Below are 12208 nucleotides of genomic sequence, written 5' to 3'. Positions count from 1 at the left end.
GCTTTTTAAAATTCAATTCCTTTTACAGCAGGAATTCCTTCGTCGTAATAATGTTTATGAGGCTTCATTTCCGTCACAAGATCTGCTGCTTCCATCACTTCTTTTTTTGCAGAACGCCCGGTAATGACCAAATGCATATGCTCCGGGCGCTTTTGAATAAGGTCAATTACTTCGTGTAGCGGTAGCACATCATCAATAGGAAATTTCTCGATAGCCAGTGCGTTATTTAACTCGTCTAAAATAACCACATCATATTCGTTTGAGAAGACTTTTTCCTTCGTTAGCGCCCAGGCTTTTTGCAAAGCTTCACGATGTTCAGGCGGTGTTTTTGTCCACGTAAAGCCGACTCCTGTTTGAATCATTTCAATTCCTATTCTGTCAAACATCAGCTTTTCGCCATATGTACGCTGAGGAGATTTAATAAATTGAATCATTAATACTTTTTGTCCGCGTCCCGTAGCGCGCAGAGCGAGACCTAAAGCAGCGGTTGTTTTTCCTTTACCGTCTCCGGTATAAATTAACGTAAGACCCCGTTTGTCTTTCAATCTAAAAACCTCTTTTTCTTCGAATTTCAGTTTACAGCCATGTTGTTTTTTCTGTAAACGATGTTCTAGCAGGCTCTTTCATTTTTGTAAGAGACTCTTCATTTGGATAACCTAAAAAAACGTTTCCTACTACGACTTTACCTGAAGGGTTGCCAATAAACTCATACAATCTCTCGTCTCGAACAAGACCAACTCCTCTTGTTCTCCAAACGAATCCAAGCCCTAATTCTTTAGCTGCTAGCCACATGGAATGAATCGCGCACGAAACCGCATATTTGTTATCTTCCGTGGCTTCTTCGTCTCCTTCAACTGTATCAGCTGTTACAACAATATGTACAGGTGTATTTTTCACTGCTTTTAACGAACTTTCTACTAAATGAGGCTTTGTCGGAAAGCGCTCCTTTAGATACGCTTCAGCCAGTTCTTCATACTTCTTTTTTGCTTCTCCTTGAATCACATAAAAGCTCCAGGGCTCTCTCATTCTGTCATTTGGAGCCCACGTCGCTGCTTCAAGCAGCTGTTCGATTTTCTCTTGTTCGACTTCACGCGGTTCATGATCTCGTACCGCTCTTCGTTCTTTTAGCTGTGAAATAATCGTCATATTGTCTCCTCCTTTTAACGTTAAAGCAGAATATTTTCCGCTCTTTCTTCAAACCATTTTATTTTTTCTCTAATTGTCACTACTTCACCTACAAGCACGATGGCAGGATGAGCAATTTCTGCTTTTTTTGCTATTTCTTCGATTGTGGCAAGCGTTCCCGTTACGGTGCGCTGATACTTCGTCGTTCCCCATTGAACAAGCGCTACTGGCGTATGTTTATCTCGTCCATGGTCCATCAACTGCTTGCATATATGAGGTAAATTTCCAACGCCCATATAAAACGCAATTGTATCTATTCCTTGAGCAAGCGCTGACCAGTTTAAATAATCTTTTCCTTTTTCTTCTCTTCCATGTCCCGTTACAATCGCAAAAGAAGTGGCATGATCTCTGTGGGTAACAGGAATTCCTGCATAAGCTGGAGCTGCAATTCCTGACGTGATACCAGGCACGACTTCGTAAGGAATTCCTTGAGTAGCAAGTACTTCAGCTTCCTCTGCTCCGCGGCCAAACACAAAAGGATCGCCTCCTTTTAAGCGCGTCACTACTTTTCCTTGAAGTGCTTTTTCAACAAGCAGTTCGTGAATACGATCTTGGATGACTCCGTGCTTGCCCGGTAATTTCCCGCAAAAAATAAGCTCCGCGTCTTTTTTAGCATAGTTTAATAACTGTTCATTAGCTAAGCGATCATATAAAATGACATCCGCCTCTTGAATACACTCCATTCCATATACGGTTATTAGCTTCGGATCTCCTGGTCCGGCTCCTACTAAATATACTTTTCCAACTGTCACACGGCATCTCTTCTTTCTTTTTTTACCGCTTTACACTGTTCCACCCAGTTTTCTACCATCTTCGTAGAAGAGCCGAAATGAAAGTGCGTATAGCCGGCAATTAAATTATTGTTCATATAGCCTTCTTCTTTCATTCCTCGCATCCCTTTTGTATCATAGGCAGGCGAAAACTCTTTCTCTGAATGAAAGGTTGAATAATGAAATTCATGGCCTTTAGCTTGTATATCGCCTTTAAATAAAAAATTCCCTGGCTTTCCCGTCACTTCTCGGTACCCTAAAGCAGCCAATTTTGTCTGCATTCTTACTTGTCCGGGAATAAGCCCCACCATTTCATGGCATGTATCATCTGTTGTGACAATAGCATCTGTTAAAAACATAAAGCCTCCGCACTCAGCAAGTGTAGGAATCCCTTTTTCGATGGCTGCTCGAACAGAATTTTTAACGTCAATTTGCTGAGCCAGCGTTTCAGCAAATTCTTCTGGAAATCCGCCTCCTATGTAAAGGCCATCAGCATCTTGCGGAACCGTCTCTCCTTTTAAAGGCGAAAATTCTACAAGCTCTGCTCCGTAAGCTTTTAACAATTCGAAATTTTCTTCATAATAAAAGTTAAAAGCGGCATCTCTTGCCACAGCAATTTTCACTTGAGGTACGGACGGCTTTGTAAAGATAGGATCATTAATTTCTATTTTAGGAGCTAAAGCCAGTTCATATACTTTTTCAATATCAATTGTATCATGAACAAGCTGCCCTAACTGTTCAAAAAACGGTGTTAATTCTCCTCGTTCAATCGACGGGATCAGCCCGAGGTGACGTTCAGGAATCGTAAGATCATCGTTTCTTTTCAAGTAGCCTACTACAGGGATATGACATTCCTGCTCAATCGCTGCCTTAACAAGTTTATAATGCCCTTCACTTCCAACTCGGTTAGCAATTACACCGACAATGTTCGCTTCCGGTAAAAATTGCTGAAACCCTTTTACAATTGCCGCTGCACTTCTAGCCATACTAGCACAATTGACAACTAAAAGGACAGGACTATTGGTGATTAAGCTGATTTCTGCTGTTGTCCCTTCGTTCGTTAACGGATTTTTCCCATCAAAAAATCCCATAACTCCTTCCATGATGGAAATATCAGCGTCTTCACTAGCTCGAGCTACAATTTCCCTAACCATATCGTGTTCAAGCATCCAGCTGTCTATATTACGAGACGCTCGTTCTGTAACAGCCGTATGATACGTTGGATCAATATAATCGGGTCCGCATTTAAACCCTTGAACTCTATAACCAGCTTGTTTTAATGCCGCCATCAGCCCAATTGTAAGTGTTGTTTTCCCTACGCCACTTCCGGTACCGGCAATGACGAGTCTTCTGTTTGACATGTTGTTCTCTCCTTTAGTCATATGGAATAAGCGCCACTGAAATGGTGACATTCCCTGACTTTTTCTTCACAAGTTCAAGCGTATCAGCACCGCTGTATAACATAGCAGCAGGTTCACTGACGCCATATGCACCTGTATATTTAAAGACTGTATCGGAAGGCTGTTCTATACTTATGCTGTTTAGCTCTTGGGGCGAATAATAGACAAACTCCCAGCCGTACTTAGACGCCACTTCTAGCAGCCCTTCTTCATCTTTCTTTAACTCTATTGTACATAATGCTTTTACACTTTTCATTGAAAACTGAAGTTCAGCAAGCGTTTTTTCAATAACGGTTTCAATTTCCGCTGCGCTTGTTCCTCTGTTGCACCCCATCCCAATCGCCAGTACTTTTGGACGGTAAAGAACACCGTTTTCTAAGATCGCTTCTTCTTCTTTTTTTAAATTGCGATGCGTTACGACCAAGGCTGCATGTGGCGATGCTTCGAGAGCTGTCTGAATCGATGAGTACGTTTTAATGTTAGCTGGAACAGGATGATCATAGTGCCACCAGCCCTTTTCACCTGATTCTTGAACCACTGCTATTTCTTCTTCATTTACCACAGAAGCGCTGACAGGCGTTAGCTTTTCTGCGGATTCCCATACCCAGCCAAAACGCTTTCCAAATAAATCAACGGGAATCGTTTTTTGAACATCAGATGCTGTTGTAATAACAGGATGGGCCTCAAGAGCTGCCGCAACTTCACGCGTAAGCTCATTTGCTCCTCCGATATGACCTGAAAGCACGCTGATCACATTTTCGCCTTTATCATCAATCACAACAACCGCAGGATCCGTTTTCTTATCTTTTAAAATAGGGGCAATCATACGTACAACTGCTCCCAGTGAAATAATAATAATAAGTCCTTTATACGATTCAAAAAGAGAAGGCAAGAGCATCCGCACGCTTCCTGAAAACAGCTGAATGTTCTGTTCTCTTTCGTCTCCTTTTTCAAACTTGCTCATGTAATACACATCGGACTGCTGAAAAGTGCGGCCTAGATTTCTTGCAATTTCTACGCCATGCTTCGTGATGGCCACGACAGCATAATCCCCGCGCTGTGTAATGAGAGCTTTTTTTCCTTCTTGGAGTTGAATCATTCCGACTTCACTCCTCTTCGAAAGCCATGGGTAAATGTTTTATCATAAAGTTTTGATCGATAATCTTTGTCATGAATGTGGGGGTCAAGGGCCCAGCCTGCCAAAATCATCGCCTGCTTACGAATGCCGTTTGTTCGCATAGCATCATCCAGGTCTTTTACCGTCGTGCGAACAATTTTTTCATCTGGCCACGTTGCTTTATAGACTACTACAACCGGCGTGTCCTCACTCCAACCGGCGCTTATAAATTCTTTCATTACTTTTTTTGTGAGCGTCGCACTTAAAAATAAAGCAATGGTACATTTATGTTTTGCTAAATCAGTTAATTTTTCAAACTCAGGTACAGGCGTTCTTCCTTCAGCACGAGTTAAAATAACCGTTTGAGTCAAATCTGGAATGGTTAATTCTGCTTCAGCCGCTGCTGCTGCAGCAAATACGGAGCTGACTCCCGGAACAATTTCAATATCAACGCCTTCTCTTTTTAAAAGCACCATTTGTTCCATAATGGCTCCGTACATAGCCGGATCTCCGGTATGAACTCTTACAACCATTTTTCCTTCACGCATGCGATCAAGCATCGTACTGACCATTTCTTCTAAATGCATACCAGCTGTTTTTAACACTTCAGCTCCTGGTTTAGACTTAGCAACTAGCTCTTCACTTACTAGTGAGTCAGCGTATAAAACAACATCTGCCTGCTGAAGTAATTTTAAGCCTTTTACGGTAATTAAATCTGGATCTCCGGGTCCAGCTCCGATTATGTATAACTTCATTTTCGCACCACCATTAGCGTTAAGTATTGTAAATCGGCTCCTTCTAGTTCTGAAGCTTTCCAAATAATTTCTTCATCTGACGTTACTTTTGTTACCACCGATGCTTTTTCAAGCAGATCAAGCTCTTTTAAAAGACCGACCATAAAATCGATGACTTTAGCCACTTTAATAAAAATAACGCAGTCGTTTTCCACCAATACTTTTTTCATTGTTTCATAATCTTCACGAGCAGGAACAATGGCCACATGTTCATCACCGTCTGCTAATGGAATGCCTAAGCGAGACGCAGCCCCGTTAATAGATGAAATACCAGGAATTACTTGAATAGGAGCTTGAGGGTGACGTTCTTGCATCAGGCGCATCATGTGAATAAACGTGCTATAAAGCATAGGATCTCCCTCTGTCACAAATGCTACATCTTTTCCCTCCTGGAGCTTTTCCCATACTCGTTCCACTGTTTCGGTCCATTTTTTCTCTAAAATAGCAGGATCTTTTGTCATTGGAAACACAAGGCCCAGCATATCTTTTTCATTTGCACTGAAATAGACATCAATAATTTTTTGGGCATAGCTTTTGCTTCCTTTTTGCTTTTTTGGGTACGCAATAACGGGTGATTCTTTTAATTTACGAAATGCTTTTACTGTAATCAATTCTGGATCTCCTGGTCCAACTCCAAGTCCGTACAATGTTCCAATCATGTTCATTCTCCTCTTTTGGCTGTAATAATATAAATGGGGTTTAAAGCGTCAAATCGTGTTAAGTGTAAAATGGGCTTGCTTCTTGAAACTTGTGCAAGGGTAACAGCAGTCTCAAATCCTCGCTCTTTAAAAGCTTTCATCGCTTCTGCCAAATTTTCAATCGTTACGGCATTTAATACGATGCGCCCTCCTGAATTTAATCGGCTGCAGCACACGTCTAAAATGGTTTCCATGCCTCCTGCTGTCCCTCCAATAAACACCGCATCAGGATCAGCAAACTCACCTAACCCTTCCGGTGCTTTTCCGTGCACAGTATGGGCATCTACTCGAAATTTCGCTAGATTTCCCCTGCAGTTTTCCAAGTCTGCTTCGTTTTTTTCCACAGCAAAAATTTGTCCTTCACGCGCAATTTTAGCTGCTTCAATCGCGACTGAACCTGTACATGTTCCGATATCCCATACGACGCTGTCTCTCTTTAGCTGCAGGGCACTAATACTAAGTGTACGAACTTCTTTTTTAGTAATAAGTCCCTTGTCCGGCTTGCGTTGAATAAATTCATCGTCCTCTATTCCGAGAGGCCAGACTGGACTTTTTTCTACCTGTTTTAATATCACGACATTAAGCGGAGAAAAGAGTTGATTCGCCGCCTCTTCCAGCGAAAGCAGCTGACAGCGCTCCGCCTCTCCACCTAGATTCTCTGCCACAAACATCTTGTATTCTGTCATGCCGAATGATAACAAGTAGTTTGCCAGAGCACTAGGAGAATTTTGCTCATCGGTTAAAATCGCCACTTTTTTATAACCGTCAATGCGCTGAGCCAGCCCTTTTATACTTCTGCCGTGCACGCTTGTAAAATAAGCGTCTTGCCATCGCTCTTTTAGACGTGAGAATGCAAGCTGAATAGAACTTAAATAAGGATATATTTCAACGTCTAGCTTCGCAGAAAGATAGCTTCCAATTCCGTAAAATAACGGATCGCCTGAGGCTAACACAACCGCATTTCCTTCTTCGTTTTTTAAACGTTCAACAAGGGAAGAAAGACCTCCTTCAATGGCTACTTTTTCTCCTTCGAAATCTTGAAAAAAGTCAAGGTGACGCTTTCCTCCAATTAGCACATCACTTTCATACACCCACTGTTCATACATAGGAAGTAGACTTAACTTCCCGTCGTCACCAATTCCAATAATTTTAATTGCCATGTTGCACCGCCTGTCCTAAAAAATCTCCTTTTAATGTGTAAAGAGACGTATCGACATCGATTCCGTCCCCTACTTCCTTTAATGCTGATAAACAGCAGTACTCGCACAGTTTTTCGAAAAACTGATGATGACCGCTTTGCGTCATTAAATCTCCCACTTGAGAAGCTGTGTTTGCGCCTTTTATTTCCTCTACCAGTTCAGCAGAAGCGCCTGACTCAGAAGCTGCTTTTGCTAAAAAATTAAAATCAATAGGTGCACTTTTTGAATGAACCATCATAACGCCTTGCGCGACTTTTGAAAACTTTCCCATCATGCCTACGAGCGACACTTTTTTCATTCCTTGCTTTTTACATTGTTTTAACGTAAATCCAACAAAATCTCCCATTTCGATAAATGCTTCTTCCGGAAGTTCTGGGAACTGTTTCATTCCATATTTTTCGCTTCGTCCCCCTGTCGTAATGACAACGTGCTCACAATTACTCGCTTTAGCAACGCTAATGGCCTGCACGATACTTGCTTTATAAGCAGCTGTTGAGAACGGAACAACAATTCCCCGCGTCCCCAGTATCGAAATGCCTCCTAAAATACCTAGACGCGCATTTAATGTCTTTTTCGCCATTTCTTCTCCTTCAGGAACCGAGATGACAATCTTAACGCCTTTTTGTATGTTGTATTGGGCTAGAAGCTGTTCAGCCGTTTCTTTCAGCATCTTTCTTGGCACAGGGTTAATGGCTGCTTCACCGACAGGAACTGGGAGACCGGGCTTTGTCACACGCCCTACTCCCACTCCTCCATCAATGATAATGTCTGCACCATTACACCACGAAACTTCAGAAATAATCAGCGCTCCGTGCGTGGCATCGGGATCATCTCCAGCATCTTTAATGATGCTGGCTACAGCGCTGCTTGTGCGATACTCGCATTCTTCAAGATGAAACGTAGCAAAGCGACCAACAGGTAAGTAAATCGTTGACTCCTCTTGCACTTCTCCTGAAATTAGCGTAAGCAGAGCTGCTCTCGTAGCTGCCGTTGCACAAGCGCCCGTCGTATAGCCTTCTCTGAGTTTCTTAGGTTCTTTTGGTACTTCCTTCATGTGTTACACCTGATCTGCAAGAATTGAAATTGCATTTAATGCAGCAACCGTTACCGTACTGCCGCCTTTTCGCCCGATGTTTGTAATAAACGGCACGTCAAGTTTGGCAAGTTCTTCTTTCGATTCAGCCGCTGAAACAAACCCTACCGGCAGACCAATAACAAGTCCAGGCTTCGCTTCTCCTTCTTTAATCAAACGAATTAACTCAAGTAACGCTGTCGGTGCGTTCCCAATTGCAAAAATCCCGCCGTCTGCTTCTTTAATTGCTTTTCGCATAGAAATAATTGCACGCGTTGTATTTAAGCGCTTTGCTTCTTCCATTACGTCCGGATCTGAAATATAAACTTTGATTTCACCGCCGTGTTTTTCAATTCGCTGCTTGTTTGTTCCTACTTGCACCATTTGTACATCTGCAACCACTTGCTTGCCGCTGCGAATGGCTTTAATTCCTGCTTGAATCGCATCTGGATGAAACAGCATGCTGCGTCCAAGCTCAAAGTCTGCAGACGCGTGAATTACCCGCTGAACAATTGGGTACTGTTCATCTGTAAACGGATGAGGTCCAAGCTCTTCTGTAATCATTTCAAAACTTTTTCCTTCAATTTGCTGAGGCTGAACAGTTAACGGTTTAAATTCTGTACGAAAATCCATCTCAATCAACTCCTAGTTTGGTTTACTAAAGCATGAACCACTTCTTCAAACGTGGAATACACGGTCCCATACTCAATTTTCGGTCGCCCAATCATAATGATATCTAAGCCTAACTCTTTAGCTGCTTCCACTTTTTCATCCACAGATCCAACTTTTCCGCTTTCTTTTGTGACCATGACCGTCACTCCGTATTGCTTATACAGTGCTTGATCAAACTCTTTTGTAAACGGACCTTGAATAGCAATAATATTTTTTTGCGGCAATCCTAACTGCTGACACTTTTCCATATTATCCAGCCTTGGAAGCATACGAGCAACAAGCCGTACATCTGAAAGAGGAAGGAGCTTTTCTGTAAAAACCTGCAGCGTCTTGCTGCCTGTTGTCAGCATAATAACTCCTTTTTTCTCAGCTGCTACTTCAGCTGCTTCTTCATACGTAGAAACCATCGTCATATTGTCGTAGGTAAAAGCCTGCGAAGCCCGCTCATAGCGTATGTAAGGAATCGATGTTTCAGCAGCCGCACCGATGGCGTTTTTAGATGCTTCTTCGGCAAAGGGGTGACTTGCATCCACAATAGCTTTTACACCATGTTCGTTTATAAAAGTCATCATATCTTCTTGTGTGAGACGTCCAATTTTCACTTTCACTTCTGCTCGCTGTAATTCGATTGCTGCATTGTCGGTTACAACCGTCGCCGTAACGTCGTAACCTTCTTTTTTCACTTGAACAGCTAATGCACGTGCATCGCTAGTTCCCGCTAACAATAAAATCATTTTAACTCGCCGACCTTATCTTCATGGTGGTGATGGTCATGATGGTGATCGTGGTGATGGTGATCGTGGTGATGGTGCCCGTGATCATGATCGTGATGATGATGGTGATCAATATGCTCCATAATGCCGAGGCGATATTGACATGTATCGCAGTTCATTTTCACTTCGCCTTCTAATCCTTCTTCAGCACGTTCTTTTAAAATTGTCTGCAGTTTTGGATGAAAACCGAAATAGCCGGCTAGCTTAAACTCAATGTTTTCATGCTGCATTTTATACTGCTTCACCATTTCTTCCAAACGCTTAATTAGTACTCCTGTAAATAAGAAATACGGGAGAATAACCACTTTTTTAGCGCCCAGTTTTAAACATCGTTCCACTCCTTCATCAATCAATGGAGCGGTCACGCCCATAAAAGAAGTTTCGACGATTTTGTAGTTTGTTTTTTCCCAAAGAAGGCGCGTAATTTTATATAAATCACTGTTTGCATCAGGATCGCTTCCTCCTCGCCCTAAGACAATAACAGCCGTGTCTTCAGCTGGAGTTTCTAAATTTTCTCCTGATTCTTGTAATCTCGTTTTTAAAATTTCAAGGGCTTCTTCATGAACGCCAATGGGACGTCCGTACACGAAGTTTACGTGTGGATATTTTTCCTTAGCTTCATCTATAGCCGCCGGAATATGTATTTTTGAGTGGCCAGCTGGCAAGAGCATAATTGGAACTACAACTACATCTGTCGCTCCTTTTGCCACACATGTATCAATGCCTTGACTTACATTCGGACGTTCAAACTCTAGAAAACACGTTTCTACTAAAATAGATGGGTCCCAATCATGCTTCATAGTCGAGATAAACTCGCGAATTTGATCGTTCCCTTCAGGATCTCTACTTCCATGACCGACAAATAAAACTGATTTCATATAATGCCCTCCCATTTTTAATCTCCACACGGAGCTGGTTCTACTTTTATTTTTGGTGTTATATCTTGATAGTCGAATCCATAAACATTCTTCACACGCTTAAAGAATTTATGAAACCGCTCATTTGGATGACCTTTTTCTTTATATTCATGGACAATGTTCTCCACTATTTCAACAATGTCATCGGGCGCTATGCCTTCCGCCACAATTTGACCTGAATGGGCGTTTCGTCCAACCGTTTTAGCCCCTAAAAATAAGTCAAACGCACCTTTTCTGTAGACAATGCCGATATCTTCTTGAACAGCACCGTAACAGGCCATACCGCATCCATTAATACCAAGCTTCAGCTCTTTTGGCATGTCCATTCCACCGAGACGCTTTTGTAATTGTTCCGTATGCGGGATGGCGTCACTTTTTTCTCCATCACAAAAATCACACGCTTTAATTGTAAACACGTCTCCGACTGGAGATAGTAAAAAGGAAGCTGATTGGAGCTTTTTAATAATCACATCTGGCTGAGCCGTTGGAATTTGCAGTTTGATTTGATGGTCAGGCGTATACTCCATCGTACCTTTTTCACCAACAACTTCTGCTAGTGTTGTCATTTGAACGGGCGTAAACTTCTTATTTGCAAGCCCTGGACTAACTGCCACTTCAAAAATAGACTCAATTGGCTGGTGTACGACCGGTGAAGTAGTTTCACCTAAAATTGCTTGAAGCGCTTCTTCTGCCAGAGCTCGTGAAGCTGCTTTTTCTTCTTTTGTGTTCTGAACATCTTCAATAGCTGAAGCCGTTTGCTTTACAGTCTCCTCTTGATCAAGAGCCCATGGTTCTGCTTCTTTTCGAAGTCGCTGATGCGGTCTTAGCGGCTGCTCTGTTTGGTTGAGGGTATATTTACGCTGATACCCGCGCGGTGTAATCATTAAGTCATCGTAAAAGAACGTAGATGAATTTCCGACAACAACGGTAGTCAGCATGCCTATTTCATGATTTAACATGTCTTTTAAATTGGTCATTACCACTTCTTCACGGTCACGATAAGCGCTTTTCACAAGACCAACAGGCGTATCGGGGGAACGGTATTTTAATAAAATCCTTTGCGCTTCCACAATTTGTCTTGTGCGTCTTCCGCTTTTCGGATTATAAAAAGCTACTACAAAATCTGCTTGTGCAGCTGCTTCGATTCGTTTTTCGATTAACTCCCAAGGCGTAAGGTGGTCACTTAAACTAATCGTACAGGCATCATGCATCACGGGCGCCCCAAGGAGGGATGCGCATGAATTAATAGCCGAAATGCCAGGAATCACTTCCAGCTCTACGCCCGTTTCTTTTTTCCATCCTTTTTCAATCAACACTTCATACACAAGGCCGGCCATTCCGTATACTCCTGCATCTCCGCTTGAAATGACCGCCACGGTTTTTCCCGCTTCAGCTTGCTTTACGGCTTCTTGTGCACGGCTTACTTCTTCGGTCATTCCTGTACTAATAATTTGCTGATTCGTTAATAGTCCTTGAATTAATTCCACATAGGTTTTATAACCAATGATCATATCACTTTCTTGAATGGCTTCTCTTGCTCGCTGTGTAATATGTTCAAAGCTTCCTGGGCCGAATCCAATAACTAACAGTTTACCTTTCATGCTAGCTCCT

The 12208-nt window shown here is 42.3% G+C and carries 13 protein-coding genes; all 13 read right to left on the bottom strand.

The window, feature by feature from the left end; translation table 11 throughout:
• Positions 1–5 precede the first annotated feature (5 nt).
• From cobO to cobJ, 13 genes are read right to left on the bottom strand one after another with little or no spacing between them, the layout of a single operon-like run.
• A complete protein-coding gene (gene cobO, locus ACRPLY_RS00640; RefSeq protein WP_014459837.1) occupies positions 6–545 on the bottom strand; it encodes a cob(I)yrinic acid a,c-diamide adenosyltransferase in 540 nt (179 codons plus the stop codon).
• Between the two features lie 31 nt (positions 546–576).
• A complete protein-coding gene (locus tag ACRPLY_RS00635) occupies positions 577–1146 on the bottom strand; it encodes a nitroreductase family protein (protein WP_154972989.1) in 570 nt (189 codons plus the stop codon).
• 20 nt (positions 1147–1166) lie between these two features.
• Positions 1167–1937: a uroporphyrinogen-III C-methyltransferase gene (cobA, locus tag ACRPLY_RS00630; RefSeq protein ID WP_013057306.1), complete on the bottom strand. Its 771-nt coding sequence runs from the start codon at positions 1935–1937 to the stop codon at positions 1167–1169.
• Positions 1934–3316 (bottom strand): cobyrinate a,c-diamide synthase, encoded by a 1383-nt coding sequence (locus ACRPLY_RS00625; protein ID WP_033579165.1) that lies wholly within the window; start codon positions 3314–3316, stop codon positions 1934–1936. The genes cobA and ACRPLY_RS00625 overlap by 4 nt, the downstream gene beginning before the upstream one ends.
• Before the next feature lie 13 nt (positions 3317–3329).
• Complete coding sequence (locus tag ACRPLY_RS00620; protein ID WP_154988645.1) at positions 3330–4454, bottom strand: cobalt-precorrin 5A hydrolase; 1125 nt, start codon at positions 4452–4454, stop codon at positions 3330–3332.
• On the bottom strand, positions 4451–5227 hold the full coding sequence (cobM, locus tag ACRPLY_RS00615) for a precorrin-4 C(11)-methyltransferase (RefSeq protein ID WP_033579167.1): 777 nt from the start codon (positions 5225–5227) through the stop codon (positions 4451–4453). The genes ACRPLY_RS00620 and cobM overlap by 4 nt, the downstream gene beginning before the upstream one ends.
• Positions 5224–5925: a precorrin-2 C(20)-methyltransferase gene (cobI, locus tag ACRPLY_RS00610; protein ID WP_033579168.1), complete on the bottom strand. Its 702-nt coding sequence runs from the start codon at positions 5923–5925 to the stop codon at positions 5224–5226. Before cobI ends, cobM begins: the two co-directional genes overlap by 4 nt.
• Before the next feature lie 2 nt (positions 5926–5927).
• On the bottom strand, positions 5928–7124 hold the full coding sequence (locus tag ACRPLY_RS00605) for a bifunctional cobalt-precorrin-7 (C(5))-methyltransferase/cobalt-precorrin-6B (C(15))-methyltransferase (RefSeq protein WP_033579169.1): 1197 nt from the start codon (positions 7122–7124) through the stop codon (positions 5928–5930).
• Complete coding sequence (locus ACRPLY_RS00600) at positions 7114–8217, bottom strand: cobalt-precorrin-5B (C(1))-methyltransferase (protein ID WP_033579170.1); 1104 nt, start codon at positions 8215–8217, stop codon at positions 7114–7116. The genes ACRPLY_RS00605 and ACRPLY_RS00600 overlap by 11 nt, the downstream gene beginning before the upstream one ends.
• 3 nt (positions 8218–8220) lie before the next feature.
• The gene (locus ACRPLY_RS00595; protein WP_013083415.1) at positions 8221–8868 is read right to left on the bottom strand and encodes a precorrin-8X methylmutase; all 648 of its coding nucleotides are present in this window, start codon (positions 8866–8868) and stop codon (positions 8221–8223) included.
• Positions 8869–8873: 5 nt separating this feature from the next.
• Positions 8874–9641, bottom strand: coding sequence for a precorrin-6A reductase (cobK, locus tag ACRPLY_RS00590; RefSeq protein WP_033579172.1), 768 nt, complete (start codon positions 9639–9641; stop codon positions 8874–8876).
• Entirely contained in the window at positions 9638–10558 is a 921-nt protein-coding gene (locus ACRPLY_RS00585; protein WP_098999417.1) for a sirohydrochlorin chelatase, read from the bottom strand. Before ACRPLY_RS00585 ends, cobK begins: the two co-directional genes overlap by 4 nt.
• 17 nt (positions 10559–10575) lie before the next feature.
• The gene (gene cobJ / locus ACRPLY_RS00580) at positions 10576–12198 is read right to left on the bottom strand and encodes a precorrin-3B C(17)-methyltransferase (RefSeq protein WP_034269175.1); all 1623 of its coding nucleotides are present in this window, start codon (positions 12196–12198) and stop codon (positions 10576–10578) included.
• Positions 12199–12208: the final 10 nt, after the last annotated feature.

The organism is Priestia sp. TGN 0903 (genome assembly GCF_050846855.1).
GTDB lineage: Bacteria > Bacillota > Bacilli > Bacillales > Bacillaceae_H > Priestia > Priestia zanthoxyli.
Note: the sequence above shows the minus strand (reverse complement) of the source record. Positions and strands in the feature narration are given on the sequence as shown.

Bases quoted from the DNA above. Each gene is read 5' to 3' on its own strand.
- cobJ (WP_034269175.1), bottom strand. From the start codon at position 12,198: ATGAAAGGTAAACTGTTAGTTATTGGATTCGGCCCAGGAAGCTTTGAA.
- cobK (WP_033579172.1), bottom strand. From the start codon at position 9,641: ATGATTTTATTGTTAGCGGGAACTAGCGATGCACGTGCATTAGCTGTT.
- ACRPLY_RS00605 (WP_033579169.1), bottom strand. From the start codon at position 7,124: ATGGCAATTAAAATTATTGGAATTGGTGACGACGGGAAGTTAAGTCTA.
- cobM (WP_033579167.1), bottom strand. From the start codon at position 5,227: ATGAAGTTATACATAATCGGAGCTGGACCCGGAGATCCAGATTTAATT.
- ACRPLY_RS00595 (WP_013083415.1), bottom strand. From the start codon at position 8,868: ATGGATTTTCGTACAGAATTTAAACCGTTAACTGTTCAGCCTCAGCAA.
- ACRPLY_RS00585 (WP_098999417.1), bottom strand. From the start codon at position 10,558: ATGAAATCAGTTTTATTTGTCGGTCATGGAAGTAGAGATCCTGAAGGG.
- ACRPLY_RS00635 (WP_154972989.1), bottom strand. From the start codon at position 1,146: ATGACGATTATTTCACAGCTAAAAGAACGAAGAGCGGTACGAGATCAT.
- ACRPLY_RS00600 (WP_033579170.1), bottom strand. From the start codon at position 8,217: ATGAAGGAAGTACCAAAAGAACCTAAGAAACTCAGAGAAGGCTATACG.
- cobI (WP_033579168.1), bottom strand. From the start codon at position 5,925: ATGATTGGAACATTGTACGGACTTGGAGTTGGACCAGGAGATCCAGAA.
- ACRPLY_RS00625 (WP_033579165.1), bottom strand. From the start codon at position 3,316: ATGTCAAACAGAAGACTCGTCATTGCCGGTACCGGAAGTGGCGTAGGG.
- ACRPLY_RS00620 (WP_154988645.1), bottom strand. From the start codon at position 4,454: ATGATTCAACTCCAAGAAGGAAAAAAAGCTCTCATTACACAGCGCGGG.